The sequence below is a fragment of the Streptomyces sp. NPDC031265 genome (assembly GCF_055570295.1).
On the sequence record NZ_JBVIHM010000029.1, the window covers coordinates 1 to 18,048 of the forward strand.

Annotated in this window: 11 protein-coding genes; 5 read left to right on the forward strand and 6 right to left on the reverse strand. The window is 71.2% G+C overall.

Features of this window, described 5'->3' with window-relative positions; all coding sequences use genetic code 11:
* Window positions 1-120 precede the first annotated feature (120 nt).
* On the reverse strand, window positions 121-1,257 hold the full coding sequence (gene dnaJ, locus ACZ499_RS32280) for a molecular chaperone DnaJ (RefSeq protein WP_361386351.1): 1,137 nt from the start codon (window positions 1,255-1,257) through the stop codon (window positions 121-123).
* Window positions 1,258-2,274 (reverse strand): heat-inducible transcriptional repressor HrcA, encoded by a 1,017-nt coding sequence (gene hrcA, locus ACZ499_RS32285; protein ID WP_468406566.1) that lies wholly within the window; start codon window positions 2,272-2,274, stop codon window positions 1,258-1,260.
* A 190-nt stretch (window positions 2,275-2,464) separates the two neighbouring features.
* Between hrcA and ACZ499_RS32290 the strand changes: the two genes are divergently transcribed.
* On the forward strand, window positions 2,465-3,187 hold the full coding sequence (locus ACZ499_RS32290; protein WP_468679740.1) for an MBL fold metallo-hydrolase: 723 nt from the start codon (window positions 2,465-2,467) through the stop codon (window positions 3,185-3,187).
* A gap of 47 nt (window positions 3,188-3,234) precedes the next feature.
* On the forward strand, window positions 3,235-4,059 hold the full coding sequence (locus tag ACZ499_RS32295) for a DUF3097 domain-containing protein (protein ID WP_468679741.1): 825 nt from the start codon (window positions 3,235-3,237) through the stop codon (window positions 4,057-4,059).
* A 656-nt stretch (window positions 4,060-4,715) separates the two neighbouring features.
* On the opposite strand, the gene hemW is transcribed toward ACZ499_RS32295, so the two are convergent.
* A complete protein-coding gene (gene hemW / locus ACZ499_RS32300) occupies window positions 4,716-5,948 on the reverse strand; it encodes a radical SAM family heme chaperone HemW (RefSeq protein ID WP_468679742.1) in 1,233 nt (410 codons plus the stop codon).
* Between the two features lie 77 nt (window positions 5,949-6,025).
* The gene (locus tag ACZ499_RS32305; protein ID WP_468679743.1) at window positions 6,026-7,945 is read right to left on the reverse strand and encodes a SpoIIE family protein phosphatase; all 1,920 of its coding nucleotides are present in this window, start codon (window positions 7,943-7,945) and stop codon (window positions 6,026-6,028) included.
* 179 nt (window positions 7,946-8,124) lie between these two features.
* Here ACZ499_RS32305 and ACZ499_RS32310 point away from each other — a divergent pair, with 179 nt between their 5' ends.
* The gene (locus ACZ499_RS32310) at window positions 8,125-12,186 is read left to right on the forward strand and encodes a HAMP domain-containing protein (protein WP_468679831.1); all 4,062 of its coding nucleotides are present in this window, start codon (window positions 8,125-8,127) and stop codon (window positions 12,184-12,186) included.
* 9 nt (window positions 12,187-12,195) lie between these two features.
* Window positions 12,196-12,777 carry a response regulator gene (locus tag ACZ499_RS32315; RefSeq protein WP_468679744.1) on the forward strand — a complete coding sequence of 194 codons (582 nt, stop codon included), beginning with the start codon at window positions 12,196-12,198 and terminating at the stop codon, window positions 12,775-12,777.
* Window positions 12,778-12,919: 142 nt separating this feature from the next.
* Here ACZ499_RS32315 and ACZ499_RS32320 read toward each other — a convergent pair whose 3' ends face one another.
* Window positions 12,920-14,800, reverse strand: coding sequence for an AMP-dependent synthetase/ligase (locus ACZ499_RS32320; protein ID WP_468679745.1), 1,881 nt, complete (start codon window positions 14,798-14,800; stop codon window positions 12,920-12,922).
* 191 nt (window positions 14,801-14,991) lie between these two features.
* Complete coding sequence (gene lepA, locus ACZ499_RS32325; RefSeq protein ID WP_468406579.1) at window positions 14,992-16,857, reverse strand: translation elongation factor 4; 1,866 nt, start codon at window positions 16,855-16,857, stop codon at window positions 14,992-14,994.
* Between the two features lie 208 nt (window positions 16,858-17,065).
* On the opposite strand from lepA, the gene rpsT reads away from it, so the two are divergent.
* Window positions 17,066-17,335, forward strand: a complete 270-nt coding sequence (rpsT, locus tag ACZ499_RS32330) for a 30S ribosomal protein S20 (RefSeq protein ID WP_371652668.1) — start codon at window positions 17,066-17,068, stop codon at window positions 17,333-17,335.
* The last annotated feature ends 713 nt before the right edge of the window (window positions 17,336-18,048 follow it).

Below are 18,048 nucleotides of genomic sequence, written 5' to 3' on the forward strand. Positions count from 1 at the left end.
TCCCCCCCCCCCCCCCCCCCCCCCCCCCCCCCCCCCCCCCCCCCCCCCCCCCCCCCCCCCCCCCCCCCCCCCCCCCCCCCCCCCCACCACCGGCCCGCACACAAAGACCGGGCCAAACCGTCAGCGGCCGTTGAACGCGTCCTTCAGCCGGGAGAACAAGCCCTGCTGCCCGGGCTGGAACTGGCCCAGGGGCCGCTCCTCGCCGCGCAGTTTGGCCAGCTGGCGCAGCAGGTCCTCCTGCTGCGGGTCCAGCTTGGTCGGGGTGGTGACCTCGACGTGGACGATCAGATCGCCCCGTCCGCCGCCGCGCAGATGCGTCACACCGCGCCCGTGCAGCGGGATGGACTGGCCCGACTGGGTGCCCGGGCGGATGTCCACCTCCTCCATGCCGTCCAGCGTCTGCAGCGGCACCTTGGTGCCGAGCGAGGCCGCCGTCATGGGGAGGGTCACCGTGCAGTGCAGATCGTCGCCACGGCGCTGGAAGACATCGTGGTTGAGCTCGTGGATCTCCACGTACAGATCACCGGCGGGGCCGCCGCCGGGGCCGACCTCGCCCTCGCCCGCGAGCTGGATGCGGGTGCCGTTGTCGACACCGGCCGGGATCTTGACCGTGAGCGTGCGGCGCGAGCGGATGCGGCCGTCGCCGGCGCACTCCGGGCACGGGGTGGGCACGACGGTCCCGAAGCCCTGGCACTGGGGGCAGGGGCGGGAGGTCATGACCTGGCCGAGGAAGGAGCGGGTCACCTGGGAGACCTCGCCGCGGCCGCGGCACATGTCACACGTCTGCGCCGAGGTGCCGGGGGCCGCGCCCTCGCCGCTGCAGGTCGTACACACCACCGCGGTGTCGACCTGGATCTCCTTGGTCGTACCGAAGGCCGCCTCGTTGAGGTCGATCTCCAGCCGGATCATGGCGTCCTGGCCGCGGCGGGTGCGCGAGCGCGGGCCGCGCTGTGCCGCGTTGCCGAAGAACGCGTCCATGATGTCCGAGAAGTTCCCGAAGCCGCCCGCGCCGAAGCCGCCGGCGCCACCGCCGCCGGAGGACGACAGGGGGTCGCCGCCGAGGTCGTAGACCTGCTTCTTCTGCGGGTCCGAGAGGACCTCGTAGGCAGCGTTGATCTCCTTGAAGCGCTCCTGCGTCTTCGGGTCCGGATTCACATCCGGGTGGAGTTCACGCGCCAGGCGCCGGAACGCCTTCTTGATCTCGTCCTGCGATGCGTCGCGGCGTACGCCCAGTACGGCGTAGTAGTCCGTGGCCACTTACGACTCCGCCAGGATCTGTCCGACGTAACGTGCCACTGCGCGTACCGCTCCCATCGTTCCGGGGTAATCCATGCGGGTCGGTCCGACCACGCCGAGTTTTGCGACGGCTTCGCCGCCCGAACCGTAGCCGACCGAGACCACGGACGTGGAGTTCAGCCCTTCATGGGCGTTCTCATGCCCGATTCGTACGGTCACGCCCGATTCCTTGGCCTCGCCGAGCAGCTTGAGGAGCACCACTTGCTCCTCCAGCGCCTCCAGCACCGGCCTGATCGTCAGAGGGAAGTCGTGTCCGAAGCGGGTGAGATTGGCGGTGCCGCCGATCATCAGCCGCTCCTCGGTCTCCTCGACCAGGGTTTCGAGCAGGGTGGAGAGCACCGTCGAAACGGTTCCTCGGTCCTCCGGCTCGAAGGACTCCGGCAGGTCCTGCACCAGCTGCGGGACGTCCGCGAAGCGGCGCCCCACCACCCGGCTGTTGAGCCGGGCCCGCAGGTCCGCCAGCGAGGTCTCGCCGAACGGCGCCGGGCAGTCGACCAGCCGCTGCTCGACCCGCCCGGTGTCCGTGATGAGCACCAGCATCAGTCTGGCCGGGGCCAGTGACAGCAGCTCCACGTGCCGCACGGTGGACCGTGTCAGCGACGGGTACTGCACGACGGCGACCTGCCGCGTCAGCTGCGCGAGCAGCCGCACGGTCCGCGCCACCACGTCGTCGAGGTCGACGGCCCCGTCCAGGAAGTTCTGGATGGCCCGCCGCTCCGGCGACGACATCGGCTTGACGCCCGCGAGCCGGTCGACGAACAGCCGGTAGCCCTTGTCGGTGGGAATGCGCCCCGCGCTGGTGTGAGGCTGGGCGATGAAGCCCTCCTCTTCCAGCACGGCCATGTCGTTGCGCACGGTCGCCGGGGAGACTCCCAGCGCGTGCCGCTCGGTCAGGGCCTTCGAGCCCACCGGCTCCTCGGTCCCGACATAGTCCTGGACGATGGCGCGCAGGACCTCAAGTCTGCGTTCACTGAGCACCGCGCACACCTCCAGCTGTCGTCCCTAGGCGCTCTGCCTGGCACTCTGTGCGTTCGAGTGCCAGCAATCCCCCGGCCAGTGTACGGCCGACCGGTACACCCCTAGCAAGGGCGGCCGCCCGTGACGCTCGCGGCGCGGTGGAGCGGCGCGGTCGGACGCCGTCCCCGACCGCCCGGGATAGCGTCACGTCATGGACGTCAGATGGGAAGAGTTCGGCTGGGAACGCCTCGGCGACGGCGTGGGCCGCCGCCGGCTTCCGGGGTGGGACGCGACGGCCGGGCTGGTCGTCGGCGCCGACGCGGTCCTGCTGTACGACACGGGGTCGACCCTGCGCGAGGGCGCCGAGCTGCGCGCCCAGGCACAGGCGCTGCTCGGGCGCCGGGTGACGCACATCGCACTCAGCCATCCGCACTTCGACCACGTGCTCGGCACGGCCGCGTTCTCGGGGGCCGAGGTGTACGGGGCGGTGGGCATCGACCGCGTGCTCGACGGCGACGCCCTGCGGACCGACGCCGTCGCGCACGGGGTGCCGGCCGCGCAGGCCGCCGAGGCGGCGGACCTGCTGGTGCGCCCGCACCACTTCGTGACGGGCGAGTGGACGCTGGAGCTGGGCGGGCGGCAGGTGCTGCTGGCGAACGTGGGCCCGGGCCACACCGGCCACGACCTGGCCGTACTGGTCCCGGGCTCGCCGGGGTCGCCCGAGATCGTCTTCTGCGGCGACCTGGTCGAGGAGTCCGGCGAGCCGCAGGCGGGCCCGGACGCGGTCCGCACCCGCTGGCCCGCAGCGCTGGACCGGCTGCTCGACCTGGGCGGCGAGGACGCGGTGTACGTGCCGGGGCACGGGGCGGTGGTCGACGCGGCGTTCGTACGGGCGCAGCGGACCCGACTCGCGGCGGAATTCGGCGTGTCGTAGCGGCGTACACCCATATGGCCACATGATCCGCCCGTATTCTCATCTGAATGCGCAGCTACAGCCCGGACCTGACTCCGCCCTGGAAGAAGGGGACCCCGGCCCCCGAGGTGCCCGCCGAGCTCGACCTGGTCGTCGAGGAGGTGACGACCGGGTTCTGCGGGGCGGTGCTCCGCTGTGAGGCGGGGACGGTGACGCTGGAGGACCGCTTCGGCAAGCAGCGCGTGTTCCCGATGGAGGCCCGGGGGTTCCTGCTGGAGGGCAAGGTGGTCACGCTGGTACGGCCGCCGGCACCCTCCCCCTCACGCCCGGCGCGCACCGCCTCCGGCTCCGTGGCGGTGCCGGGGGCGCGGGCGCGGGTCGCACGCGCCGGGCGCATCTACGTGGAGGGCCGCCACGACGCGGAACTGGTCGAAAGGGTCTGGGGCGACGACCTCCGGATCGAGGGCGTGGTCGTCGAGTACCTCTCGGGCATCGACGACCTCCCCGCCATCGTCGCGGACTTCGCCCCCGGCCCCGACGCGCGCCTGGGCGTCCTGGTCGACCACCTGGTCCCCGGCTCCAAGGAGTCCCGGATCGCGGCGGCGGTCACGGGGGAGCACGTGCTGGTGGCCGGGCACCCGTACATCGACGTGTGGGAGGCGGTGAAGCCGGCGTCGGTGGGGATCGGGTCGTGGCCGGTCGTGCCGCGGGGGGAGGACTGGAAGACGGGGGTGTGCCGGGCGCTGGGCTGGCCCCCCAACACGGGGGCGGCGTGGCAGCGGATCCTGTCGGGGGTCCGCTCCTACCGGGACCTGGAGCCGGAGCTGCTCGGCCGGGTGGAGGAACTGATCGACTTCGTCACGGATCCGGCCCCCACCCCGCCCCTTCGCTAAACACTCCGGGGGGGGTGGCTGAGGTGATTCTCCCGGGGCGGGGCTCCGCCCTGCGCGCCCCGCGCCCCTTCTCGGGGCCTGCGGCCCCTGCCCTCCTTCGGGGCTCCGCCCTGACCCCGGCACGGGGGTGGGGGGGTACCCGGGTTGCACCCCGCGCCCCTTCACGGGCCTGCGGCCCCTGCCCCCCTTCGGAGCTCCGCCCTGACCCCGGCACGGGGGTGGGGGGTACCTGGGTTGCGCCCCCCGCACCCGCCTTCGGGACTTCGCCCCGCACCCCGGCACGGGGTGGGGTGGGCTACCGGGGGCTCCGCCCCGGTCCCCTTCGTCTGCAGGCCGTCTGTGGCTGGGCGCGCCCACGCGCCGGAGCCGCACATGTCACAGTCCCGCCCCTGAAGGGGCGGGAGCTCCGCTCCCTGCCCCCCGCTCCTCAAACGCCGGAGGGCTGAAACGTGGCCGCGCCCCCTTCTGCCTGCATTTAGGGGCGCGGGGAACTGCGCGACCAGCCCCCACGAGCCCGCAGACAAACAGGGGTCCCGGGGCGGAGCCCCGCAACGGGGTCCGGGGGCGCAGCCCCCAGCAAGCCGCCTCGGCCCACCACCCGGCCGCCCGCCGGAGGGCTTTCGGGAAGGGACGGGAAGGCGAGGGGACTCAAAAGCTCAGTCCACCAAATCCCGCACCACCCCATCCGCCAACAACCTCCCCCGCAACGTAAGCACCGCCCGCCCCTCCCGATACGGCTCCGGCTCCAGGAGCCCCTCCGACAGGGCGCGGCGGGACGCCGCGAGGCCGGCCGGGTGCAGGAGGGACAGGGCGCAGCCGTCGCGGAGGCGCAGCTCCAGGAGGATGCGTTCGACTCGGCGGTCCGACAAGGAGAGGACCTCGCGACCCGCGCCCGGCGTGCGTCCGCCCGCCAGAGCCGCCGCATACGCCCCCGGGTGCTTCACGTTCCACCAGCGGACCCCGCCCACGTGGGAGTGGGCTCCCGGCCCCGCGCCCCACCAGTCCGCGCCCCGCCAGTACAGCTCGTTGTGGAGGCAGCGGCCGGCCTCCGTGGTGGCCCAGTTGGACACCTCGTACCAGTGGAAGCCCGCCTCCGCGAGCACCGCGTCCGCGATCAGATAGCGGTCCGCGTGGACGTCGTCGTCCGTCATCGGGACCTCGCCCCGGCGGATCCGGCGCGCCAGCTGGGTGCCCTCCTCGACGATGAGGGCGTAGGCGGAGATGTGGTCGGGGCCCGCCCCGACCGCCGCCGCCAGCGACTCCCGCCAGTCCTCGTCCGTCTCCCCCGGCGTCCCGTAGATCAGGTCCAGGTTGACGTGGTCGAAGCCCGCCGCCCGCGCCTCGGCGACGCACGCCTCGGGGCGCCCCGGCGTGTGCGTACGGTCGAGGATCTTCAGGACGTGCTGCTTCGCGCTCTGCATCCCGAAGGAGACGCGGTTGAAGCCGCCCGCCCTCAGCTCCTCCAGATACGCCCGGTCCACCGACTCCGGGTTCGCCTCCGTCGTCACCTCGGCGTCGTCCGCCAGGCCGAATTCCTCGCGTACGGCCGACAGCATGCGGACCAGGTCGGACGCCGGGAGCAGGGTCGGGGTGCCGCCGCCCACGAAGACCGTGCGGACCGGGCGGGGGTCGTCGCCGAGCACCTTCCGGGCGAGGCGGACCTCGTCGGTCAGGGTGGAGGCGTAGTTGTCCCGGGACGCCAGGACGCCGCCGGAGCCGCGCAGCTCCGTGGCGGTGTACGTGTTGAAGTCGCAGTATCCGCAGCGCGTGGCGCAGTAGGGAACGTGCAGGTAGAAGCCGAGCGGCCGCTCCCCCGCGCCCTCCAGGGCGGAACCGGGCAGCGCCCCGTCCTCGGGCATGGGCTCACCATCGGGCAGTACGGAAGGCATGCCCCCATTGTCCGCCACCGGGGAGCGCCCTCTCACCGCACGCCCGCGCGCCCCCGGGGCCGGCCGACCGCCCGAGGTCACCGCGCCTGGAGCACCAGCAGCGCCAGGTCGTCCTCCGGCGGCGTCGTGCCGAACGCGTACACCGCCCGCTTGACGCTCTCCGCGACCCCCGCCGCCGTCATCCCCACACACCCCGCGAGCACCGCCGCGAGCCCGTCGCCGTCGTCGAACATCTGCCTTCCCGAGCGGCGCTCGGTCACCCCGTCCGTGACGCACAGCAGGGTGTCCCCGGGCATCAGGCGGAAGCTCTCGCTCTCGTACGCCACCCCCTCCACCACTCCGATCAGCACCTGCGGCACCGCCGCCGCCCGCACCGACCCCTCCGGCCGCAGCAGCAGCGGCAGCGGGTGCCCGGCGCTCGCCAGGGTGCACAGGACGCCGCCGCCCTGCTCCTGCGGGACCGGTACCAGCTCCCCGTACAGGAGGGAGAGGAAGCGCGCCTGCGGGCCTTCGGTCACCTCGCGTCCGCCGGCCGCCGCGACCATCCGCGCGGCCGCCTCCGCCGCCTCGACCCCGTCGTCGACGAGCAGTTTGTTGAGGCGGTCGAGCACGTCGTGCACCGCGTACCCCTCGCGGGCGAGCAGCCGCAGCCAGGGCCGGACCAGGCCGGTGACGACCGCCGCCTCGGGGCCGCTGCCCTGGACGTCGCCGAGGGCGAAGCACCAGCGGCCGTCGGCGCCGGGGAACAGGTCGTAGAAGTCGCCGCCCGCCACGCCCTCGCCGCTGGGCTGGTAGACCAGCGCGCTGTCGACGCCCGGGATCTCCGCGACACTCGCGGGCAGCAGACCTCGCTGGAGCACCCGGCTGATGGTGGCCTGGCGGGTGTACTGGCGCGCGGCGCCGATCGCCAGCGCCACCCGGCGCACGAAGTCCTCGACAAGGCCGGTGACCTCGTCGGGGATGCGCGCCACCCCGGCCCGCCCCAGCATGAGCACGCCGACGGCCCGGCCGCCCGCCACCATCCGGTACGCGAGCGCCGCCCCGGAGTCGCCGTGCTGCGGGCCCGGCCACGGCATCGGGACCGGTCCACCGCGCGCCGACTCCGGCAGCCGGGGCGGCTCCTTCTCCAGGACCGCCCGCAGCTCCGCGATCCCGGACTCGCGGGCGTGCCACACCCGGGCGAGCCGGGGCTCGCCGACCGGGCCGCCGGCCTGCGGGCCGAGCCAGATCGCGCACCAGTCGCAGAGCCGGGGCACCAGGAGCTGTCCGGCGAGCGCCGCGATCATGTCCTCGTCGAACTGGCCCGCCAGCAGGTCGGACGCCTCCGCCAGGAAGGAGAGGGCGCCCCGGTTCACCCAGTCGCGGTCCTGCCCGGACGGGGCGCCGCGCGGCGGGGTGGCCAGTATCTCGACGGCGCGCAGGCCGCGTTGGAGCCGCGCGTCGGGGCCCGGGTCCCCGTCGGAGCGGGAGGCGTCGTCCGTGTCGAGGAGCAGCCGCGCCCACACCGTCTTCAGTCCGGTGCGGTAGGTGATCCCCCAGCACTCCGCGAGCGCCGCCACCAGGTGCAGCCCCCGCCCGTACTCCGGCGCGCCCGGCTCGCGCGCCCCGCGCGGCTCGTTGCGTACGGCCTTGGAAGGGTGGTGGTCGGAGACCTCGATGACCACCGCGCCCGGCTCGTCCCCGGCGGGCGGCTCCAGGCGGCAGACCAGCTCGACGGTGGTGCCGGCGTGCACCACCGCGTTGGTGACCAGCTCGTTGACGAGTATCGCCGCGTCGTCGGCGACCCGGTCGTCGAGCCGGGCGGCGCCGGGCGCCCCCCGGCCCGTCCAGTCGGCGAGGGCGGCCCGGACGAAGCGGCGGGCGGCGGACGGCGCGTGCGGGTTGCCGGGCAGGCTGGTGCGGGCGGCGGACCCGGTCCCGCGCTCCGCCGCGTCGGGGGAAGGCGCCGGGCGGAGTGGGCGGTTCACGCTCTCCCGCTGCGTTGGAATGGACCCCACGGTGCGGCTCCCGATCGGTTCTCACATTGCGCACCTCATGACACCGACAGAGTGACAGACTGAGCGGGCCCATAAGCGCCGAGTCACCGAAGTGGGCCGAGATGAACAGAGACAGTGCCGTGCCGCCCGGGGGCGGAGACTGGATCCGCGCACTGGAGTTGCGCCCGCTGCTGGCCGCGATGACCGCGCTGCGCGACGGCGACTTCGGGGTCCGGCTCCAGGAGACCCACGAGGGCATACCCGCCGAGCTGGCGGCGATCTTCAACCAGGTCGCCGTGCGCAACCAGCACCTCACCGACGAGCTCTTGCGGGTGCGCCGCGAGGTCGTCCGCCACGGGCGCCTGGACGAGCGGCTGGCCGCCAGTCCCGGGCAGGGCGCCTGGCAGGCAGGGGTGACCAGCGCGAACACGCTGATCGACGCCCTGGTCGTACCGGCGGCGAACGCCACGCGCGTCCTGGACGCGGTGGCGGGCGGCGATCTGACCCAGCGGGTCGATCTCCACGACGGGAACCGACAGTTGCGCGGCGATCTGCGCCGGCTGGGCCGGGCCGTCAACAAGATGGTGGACCAGCTCTCCCTCTTCACCGGCGAGGTGACCCGGGTCGCCCGCGAGGTCGGCACCGAGGGGCGGCTGGGCGGGCGCGCCAAGGTGCAGCGCCTGAGCGGCAGTTGGCGGGACGTGACCGAGGCCGTCAACACCATGGCTTCCCGGCTGACCGCCCAGGTCCGCGACATCGCCGCGGTGACCACGGCGGTGGCGCGGGGCGATCTGACCCGTACGGTGACGGTCGAGGCCACCGGCGAGCTGCTCGAACTGAAGCTCACCGTGAACACGATGGTCGACCAGCTCTCCGCCTTCGCCGACGAGGTCACCAGGGTCGCCCGCGAAGTCGGCACCGAGGGGCGGCTCGGTGGACGCGCCCAGGTCCGGGGCGTCTCCGGGGTCTGGAAGGACCTCACCGACAACGTCAACTTCATGGCGTCGAACCTCACCTCCCAGGTCCGCAACATCGCCCAGGTCACCACCGCCGTCGCCAACGGCGACCTCTCCCAGAAGATCACCGTCGACGCCCAGGGTGAGATCCTGGAGCTCAAGTCGACCATCAACACCATGGTCGACCAGCTCTCCGCCTTCGCCGACGAGGTCACCAGGGTCGCCCGCGAGGTCGGCACCGAGGGCGATCTGGGCGGGCGCGCCCAGGTCCGGGGCGTCTCCGGGGTCTGGAAGGACCTCACCGAGAACGTCAACTTCATGGCGGACAACCTGACCTCCCAGGTCCGCAACATCGCGCTCGTCTCGACGGCGGTGGCCCAGGGCGACCTCGGCAAGAAGATCACGGTCGAGGCGAAGGGCGAGATCCTCGAACTCAAGTCGACCATCAACACCATGGTCGACCAGCTCTCCGCCTTCGCCGACGAGGTCACCAGGGTCGCCCGCGAGGTCGGCACGGAAGGCAACCTCGGCGGCCAGGCGCAGGTCCGCGGGGTGTCCGGGGTCTGGAAGGACCTCACCGACAACGTCAACTTCATGGCGTCGAACCTCACCTCCCAGGTCCGCAACATCGCCCAGGTCACCACCGCCGTCGCCAACGGCGACCTCTCCAAGAAGATCACCGTCGACGCGCGCGGCGAGATCCTGGAGCTCAAGGACACCGTCAACACGATGGTGGAGCAGCTGCGCGCGTTCGCGGACGAGGTGACCCGCGTCGCCCGCGAGGTCGGCACGGACGGGCGGCTCGGCGGGCGCGCCCAGGTCCTCGGCGTCTCCGGGGTCTGGAAGGACCTCACCGACAACGTCAACTACATGGCCGACAACCTGACTTCGCAGGTCCGCAACATCGCCCAGGTGGCGACCGCGGTGGCCCAGGGCGACCTCTCCAAGAAGATCGACGTGGACGCGCGCGGCGAGATCCTGGAGCTGAAGACCACCATCAACACCATGGTCGACACGCTCTCCTCGTTCTCCTCCGAGGTCACCCGGGTCGCCCGCGAGGTCGGCTCGGAAGGCCAGCTGGGCGGCCAGGCCCGGGTCGAGGGCGTGTACGGCACGTGGAAGCGCCTGACCACCAACGTCAACGAGCTCGCGCTCAACCTCACCACCCAGGTCCGCGCGATCGCGGAGGTGGCCTCGGCGGTGGCCCAGGGCGACATGTCCCGCTCGATCACCGTGGAGACCAGGGGCGAGGTCACCGATCTCAAGGACAACATCAACCTGATGGTGTCCAACCTCCGCGAGACGACCCGCGCCAAGGACTGGCTGGAGTCCAACCTTGCCCGGCTGGCCGGTCTGATGCAGGGCCACCGCGACCTGATGGAGGTCGCGGACCTGATCCTGCGCGAGCTGACACCCCTGGTGAACGCGCAGTACGGCGCCTTCTTCCTGGCCGACCCCGACGCCGACGGCACCCCGTCCCGTACGACGTCGACGACCAAGGGACTGGCCTTCATCGCGGGGTACGGCTCCGCCCAGGCCGCGACCGTCGACACCACCGGCATGCCGGGCCACGGGCTGGTCCGGCAGGCGGCCCTGGAGAAGAAGCGGATCCTGTTCGACGAGGCGCCGCCCGACTACATCAAGATCAGTTCAGGTCTCGGCGAAGCGCCCCCCGCCAGCGTCGTCATCATCCCGATCCTCTTCGAGGACAAGCTCCTCGGTGTGATCGAACTGGCCTCGTTCTCCCGCTTCTCCGACGTCCACCTGGCGTTCTTCGACCAGTTCGTGAACACCATCGGCGTCGCGATCAACACCATCATCGCCAACTCCCGTACGGAGTCCCTGCTCAGCGAGTCCCAGCGGCTCGCCATCCAGCTCCAGGAGCGCTCCGACGAACTCCAGCGCCAGCAGGCCGAGCTGCAGCGCTCCAACGCCGAGCTGGAGGAGAAGGCCGCGCTGCTCGCGACCAGCTCCCAGTACAAGTCGGAGTTCCTGGCGAACATGTCGCACGAGCTGCGCACCCCGCTCAACTCGCTGCTCATCCTGGCCCGGCTGCTCTCCGACAACCCGGACGACCACCTCTCCGACCAGGAGGTCCAGTTCGCCACCACGATCCACCGCTCCGGCTCCGACCTGCTCCAGCTGATCAACGACATCCTGGACCTGTCGAAGATCGAGGCCGGCCGGATGGACGTACGGCCCAAGAAGCTGCCGCTCATCAAGGTGCTCGACTACGTCCACGCCACCTTCCGCCCGATCACCATCGACCGGGGCCTCGCCTTCGAGGTCGCGGTGGGCGAGGACGTGCCGCGCGAGATGTTCTCGGACGAGCAGCGGCTCCAGCAGATCCTGCGCAACCTCCTCTCCAACGCGATCAAGTTCACCTCCTCCGGCCGCGTCGAGCTCCGCGTCAACCGGATCAAGGACCCGGACGACGCGATGCTGGGCGGCGCGGACGACCTGATCGCCTTCGCGGTCACCGACACCGGCATCGGTATCGCACCGGAGAAGCTCCCGGTGATCTTCGAGGCGTTCCAGCAGGCCGACGGGACGACCAACCGCAAGTACGGCGGCACCGGCCTCGGCCTCTCCATCAGCCGCGAGATCGCGGGCCTGCTCGGGGGCCGGATCGTCGCCGAGAGCGAGCCGGGCAGCGGCTCCACCTTCACGCTGTACGTGCCGGTGCTCTACCCCGGCCATGTGATGGGCGACCTCGACCAGCCCCCGGAGTTCGCCGCCGACCCGGACGAGCCGCTCTCCTCCGAGCACATGCTGCTGCCCGACCAGGACGACGACTGGCCGACCACCACCAAGCTGGACGAGTGGAAGCAGGGCCGCGCGGGACAAGTCCTGCCGGGCCGACGGGTGTTGATCGTCGACGACGACATCCGCAACGTCTTCGCGCTCACCCATGTGCTCGGCCGCGTCGGAATGCCCGTGCTGTACGCGGAGAACGGCCGCGAGGGCATCGAGACCCTGGAGCGCAACCCGGAGGTCGAGCTGATCCTGATGGACATCATGATGCCGGAAATGGATGGGTACGAGACGATCGAGGCCATCCGCCGCAGCCCCCTGTGGACCGATCTGCCCATCGTCGCCCTCACCGCGAAGGCGATGCCCGGCGACCGCGAGAAGTCGATCGCCCAGGGCGCCAACGAATACGTACCCAAGCCCGTCGACGTGGACCGGCTGCTCACCGTGGTCTGCGCCCTGCTCGACCCGGAGGGCGAGGGCTCGGGGAGCGCGTCCATACCGGAGCAGTCGAGCGGCACCGGCGAGCCCGCCGCCACTCCGCCGACCACGTAAGGCGACACGATGAGCACAGCGGCACCGCCCGACGACCGGGCGAGCATCCTCCTTGTCGACGACATGGAGGACAACCTGATCGCGCTGGAGGCCGTCCTGGGTTCGCTCAACGAGCCGCTGGTACGGGCGCGTTCGGGCGAGGAGGCGATGAAGGCGCTACTGCGGCAGACGTTCGCGGTGGTGCTGCTCGACGTGCGGATGCCGGGCATGGACGGCTTCGAGACCGCGAGCAACATCAAGCGGCTCGACCAGACGAAGGACGTGCCGATCATCTTCCTGACCGGCACGGACGGCGACAGCGGCTATGCGTTCAGGGGGTACGCCACGGGCGCGGCGGACTTCCTCACCAAGCCGTTCGACCCCTGGGTGCTGCGCGCCAAGGTGAACGTGTTCCTGGAGCTGCACCGCAAGAGCCGCCAGCTGGAGCGGCTGCTGACGCGCGAGCAGAAGCAGCTCGGCGAGATCGCGCAGCGGCTGGCGGCGATCGAGGCGGAGCTGATACGCGCCGACCTGGCCGAGCCGGGCGACCTGCGCCACCAGCTGACGGCCCTGGAGGAGATCATCCGGGACATGAGGAGGGGGCGGGGCTGAGCCGGTACGGTCCGGGGCGCAGACGACCTCTCCCGCGCCCCGGACCGTACCGGCTACGCCTCCTTGGACCCCGAGGCCCCAATTTCCCGGGGAACAACCCCCGTACCCCCAGCCGATTCCCGGCGCGCCCCGAACCGTACGGCTACGCCTCCTTGGACCCCGAGTACATGTCCTCGATCAGCTCCTTGTACTGGCGCTCCACGACCGGGCGCTTCAGCTTGAGGCTGGGCGTCAGCTCGCCGTGCTCCACATCGAGGTCGCGCGGCAGCAGCCGGAACTGCTTGATGGTCTGCCAGCGCTGAAGGCCCTCGTTGAGGCGCTTCACATAGCCCTCTATCAGCGCCACCGTCTCCTGGTGGGCGACCACCTCGGCGTACGAGCCGCCGACGCCGTGGTCCTTGGCCCAGCCCAGGATCGCGGGCTCGTCGAGGGCGATCAGCGCGGTGCAGAAGTTCCGGTCGGCGCCGAGCACCAGGATGTTGGAGACGAACGGGCAGACCGCCTTGAACTGGCCCTCGACCTCGGCCGGCGCGATGTACTTGCCGCCGGACGTCTTGATCAGGTCCTTCTTGCGGTCGGTGATCCGCAGATAGCCGTCGGGCGACAGCTCCCCGATGTCCCCGGTGTGGAACCACCCGTCGGACTCCAGGACTTCAGCCGTCTTCTCGGGCAGCTTGTGGTAACCCTCCATGATGCCGGGGCCGCGCAGCAGGATCTCGCCGTCGTCGGCGATGCGCACCTCAAGGCCGGGCAGCGGCTTGCCGACCGTGCCCGTGCGGTAGGCCTCGCCCGGGTTCACGAAGGAGGCGGCGCTGGTCTCGGTGAGCCCGTACCCCTCCAGGATGTGGATCCCGGCGCCGGAGAAGAAGAAGCCGATCTCGGGGGAGAGCGCGGCGGAGCCGGACACGGCGGCGCGCAGCCGTCCGCCGAACGCCTCGCGGATCTTCGCGTACACCAGCGCGTCCGCGACCTTGTGCTTGGCGGCGAGGCCGAAGGGAGCCGAGGCCTTGCCGGTCCGCCGGAAGTTGTCCTGGGTGGTCTTCGCGTACTCGCGGGCCACCTCGGCCGCCCACTGGAAGATCTTGTACTTGGCGCCGCCGGCCTCCCGGGCCTTGGCGGCGACCCCGTTGTAGACCTTCTCGAAGATCCGGGGCACCGACGCCATGTACGTCGGCTGGACGATCGGCAGATTCGTTATGATCTTGTCGACCCGGCCGTCGACGGCCGTCACATGACCGACCTCGATCTGCCCGGAGGTCAGCACCTTGCCGAAGACGTGCGCGAGCGGCAGCCAGAGGTACTGCACGTCGTCGCCGCTGATCAGCCCCGTCGCCGCGATGGCCTTCGCCATGTACGACCAGTTGTCCTGCGGCAGCCGCACGCCCTTGGGGCGGCCGGTGGTGCCCGAGGTGTAGATCAGTGTGGCCAGCTGGTCGGAGGTGATGGCCGCGATCCGCTCCTTGACCGCGTCCGGGTGCTTCTCCAGATACGCGGCGCCGCGCGCCTCCAGCTCGGCGAGGGTGAGCACCCAGCCCTCGGGGTCGCCCTCGACCGGCTCGGCGCCCGCCGCGTCGAAGACCACGACGTGCTGGAGGTCCGGCAGCTCGGTGCGGCGCTCGCGCGCCTTGGCCAGCTGGGCCGCGTTCTCCGCGAAGAGCACCCGGCTCTCGGAGTCGCCCAGGATGTACGCCGACTCCTCGGCGTTGGTCTGCGGGTAGATGGTGGTGGTCGCGCCGCCCGCGCACATCACACCGAGGTCCGCGAGGATCCACTCGATGCGGGTGGAGGAGGAGAGCGCCACGCGCTGCTCGGAGGTCACGCCCAGATCGGCGAGCCCGGCCGCGATCGCGTAGACCCGCTCGGCGGCCTGCCCCCAGCTCAGCGACTTCCATTCCTCGGGCCCCTCGGCGGCCGGGACCGGATGGCGATAGGCCTCCAGGTCCGGGGTGGCCTCCACCCGCTGGACGAAGAGGGCCGCCACGGAAGGTGGCCGGTTCTCGATCAAGGTCTGTGTGTCGCTCACGACGTCCTCCGGGCTGGCCTGCGGCAGGGCTGCGGCTGCTTCTTGTTTAACTGGCGAGTAACCATCGGGCCGTGATCAGAGTAAAGCGCTCCCGCCCGACGCGTAAGGGGCATCGGAAGGTGGTTTCATAACGAACGGACCCCCACTCCGAAGAGCGGGGGTCCGTCGTGGCGCAGGAGGCTACTCGCCGGTCACTTCTTCTTGCTCGCAGACTCGTCGCTGGACAGCACCGCGATGAAGGCCTCCTGCGGAACCTCCACGGAACCGACCATCTTCATCCGCTTCTTGCCTTCCTTCTGCTTCTCCAGCAGCTTCCGCTTACGGGAGATGTCACCGCCGTAGCACTTGGCGAGGACGTCCTTGCGGATGGCGCGGATGGTCTCGCGGGCGATCACCCGGGAGCCGATCGCGGCCTGGATCGGCACCTCGAAGGCCTGCCGGGGGATGAGCTCGCGCAGCTTGGCGACGAGCCGCACACCGTACGCGTACGCCGCGTCCTTGTGGGTGACGGCCGAGAAGGCGTCGACCTTGTCGCCGTGCAGCAGGATGTCGACCTTGACGAGGCTGGCGGACTGCTCGCCGGTGGGCTCGTAGTCGAGCGAGGCGTAGCCCCGGGTCTTGGACTTCAGCTGGTCGAAGAAGTCGAAGACGATCTCCGCGAGCGGCAGCGTGTAGCGGATCTCGACCCGGTCCTCGGACAGGTAGTCCATGCCGATCAGGGTGCCGCGCCGGGTCTGGCAGAGCTCCATGATCGAGCCGATGAACTCGCTGGGCGCGAGGATCGTGGCGCGCACGACCGGCTCGTACACGTCCGAGATCTTCCCCTCGGGGAACTCACTCGGATTGGTGACGGTGACTTCCTTGCCGTCCTCCAGGACGACCCGGTAGACCACGTTCGGCGCGGTGGCGATCAGATCGAGCCCGAACTCGCGCTCCAGCCGCTCGCGGATGACGTCGAGGTGCAGCAGCCCGAGGAAACCGACACGGAAGCCGAAGCCCAGCGCGGCGGAGGTCTCCGGCTCGTACACCAGCGCGGCGTCGTTCAGCTGCAGCTTGTCGAGGGCCTCGCGCAGGTCCGGGTAGTCCGACCCGTCCAGCGGATACAGACCCGAGAAGACCATCGGCTTCGGGTCCTTGTATCCGCCGAGCGCCTCGGTGGCGCCGTTGTGCAGGGAGGTGATGGTGTCACCGACCTTGGACTGGCGGACGTCCTTCACACCGGTGATCAGATAGCCGACCTCGCCCACGCCCAGCCCGTCGGCGGGCAGCATCTCGGGCGAGTTGGTGCCGATCTCCAGGAGCTCGTGGGTGGCACCGGTGGACATCATCCGGATCCGCTCGCGCTTGTTGAGCTGACCGTCGATGACACGGACGTACGTGACGACGCCCCGGTACGAGTCGTAGACCGAGTCGAAGATCATCGCGCGGGCGGGCGCGTCGGCGACGCCGACAGGCGCGGGCACGTCGCGCACCACACGGTTGAGCAGCGCGTCCACACCGACACCGGTCTTGGCAGAGACCTTCAGCACGTCCTCGGGCTGGCACCCGATGAGGTTGGCCAGCTCCTCGGCGAACTTCTCGGGCTGCGCGGCGGGAAGGTCGATCTTGTTGAGCACGGGAACGATGGTGAGGTCGTTCTCCATGGCGAGGTAGAGGTTCGCCAGGGTCTGCGCCTCGATGCCCTGAGCGGCATCGACGAGGAGGACGGTCCCCTCGCAGGCGGCGAGCGACCGCGACACCTCGTACGTGAAGTCCACGTGCCCCGGGGTGTCGATCATGTTCAGGATGTGCGTCTTGCCCTGGTCCGCCCCCTCGGTGGGAGCCCAGGGCAGCCGGACCGCCTGAGACTTGATCGTGATGCCACGCTCACGCTCGATGTCCATACGGTCGAGGTACTGGGCGCGCATCTGCCGCTGATCGACCACACCGGTCAGCTGGAGCATCCGGTCGGCAAGGGTCGACTTGCCGTGGTCGATGTGCGCGATGATGCAGAAATTGCGGATCAGAGCCGGGTCGGTACGGCTCGGCTCGGGCACGTTGTGAGGCGTCGCGGGCACGCAGGGTCCTGATTCTTGAGACGCGGGGCGTCTCGTCTCGGGCGATGTCGGATCGATACGTAGCCCCCATCGTCCCATGGGAACGGGACTGCGCTCGGTTTGGGCCGCCAGCTGGACGGCTGGTAACCTGGGCAGCTGTGCCTCGTCTGCCCTCTCAGCCGACGAGTGTCACAACCATCTGATACATCGAACCTGAAAAGGCTCTTTCGTGGCGAACATCAAGTCCCAGATCAAGCGGAACAAGACCAACGAGAAGGCGCGCCTGCGTAACAAGGCCGTCAAGTCCGAGGTCAAGACCGCGATCCGCAAGGCCCGCGAGGCTGTCCTGGCCGGCGACGTCGAGGCGGCCGACACGGCTGTCCGCGCCGCCTCCAAGAAGCTGGACAAGGCCGTCAGCAAGGGCGTCATCCACAAGAACGCCGCCGCCAACAAGAAGTCGGCGCTGGCCCACAAGGTTGTCGCTCTCAAGGCTGCCTGACCAAGTGACCGGCCCCCGGGCCGCTCGCCTGGCCAGTCTCCCCGGCTGACCACTTGATAGACCACCGGCAGGGACCCAGCGGGCCCTCTCTTCCGCTCCCTCCCGGTACCTGCACCACCGCCGCACGCGGCCTGCGTTCGCCACGCGGGTGCGGCGAATAGCTTGAGCAAGACCCCGTTTCCGTCCGGCTGGGCGGGGGCGGGGTTTTTTGTGTTTGGGGGGAGCCCCCAAACAGGTGCAGGGGGCGGGGACGCAGCGCGAACGCCAGGGCGCTGGTGGTTCCGGAGTCCCCACGAACGCCAGGGCGCTGATGGTTCCGGGGTCCCCGAGAGGGAGCAGGGGGGCGGGGCGGAGCCCCGAGGCGGGGCCTGCACCCCCTTGCATGCCCCGTAAGGGGGTGCAGGCCCCGTAAGGGGGTGCAGGGCGCAGCTCCGCTGGGGTCTGGGGCGAAGCCCCAGGGGCCCCCTTCCTCCCACACGCCACCTCGCCGGGGGCCCGAGGCGCAGCCCCCGGCCCCCGGCGGGCCCGGGGCGCGCAGCCCCGAGGCGGGGTGCAGGGCCGCAAGGGGTGCAGGGGGCGGAGCCCCCGCCAGGGGGTCCGGGGTCCGGGGGGGGGGGCCCCCCCGAAAAACCCCCCCCCCCCCCCCCCCCCCCCCCCGGGTTTTGGGGAGGGGGGGGGGGGGGGGGAAAACCCCCCCCCCCAACCCCCCCGCC

What these genes read in the sequence shown, in the direction of transcription:
- ACZ499_RS32290 (WP_468679740.1), top strand. Translation starts at nt 2,465, where the DNA reads ATGGACGTCAGATGGGAAGAGTTCGGCTGGGAACGCCTCGGCGACGGC.
- ACZ499_RS32295 (WP_468679741.1), top strand. Translation starts at nt 3,235, where the DNA reads ATGCGCAGCTACAGCCCGGACCTGACTCCGCCCTGGAAGAAGGGGACC.
- hemW (WP_468679742.1), bottom strand. Translation starts at nt 5,948, where the DNA reads ATGCCTTCCGTACTGCCCGATGGTGAGCCCATGCCCGAGGACGGGGCG.
- ACZ499_RS32310 (WP_468679831.1), top strand. Translation starts at nt 8,125, where the DNA reads ATGACCGCGCTGCGCGACGGCGACTTCGGGGTCCGGCTCCAGGAGACC.
- ACZ499_RS32315 (WP_468679744.1), top strand. Translation starts at nt 12,196, where the DNA reads ATGAGCACAGCGGCACCGCCCGACGACCGGGCGAGCATCCTCCTTGTC.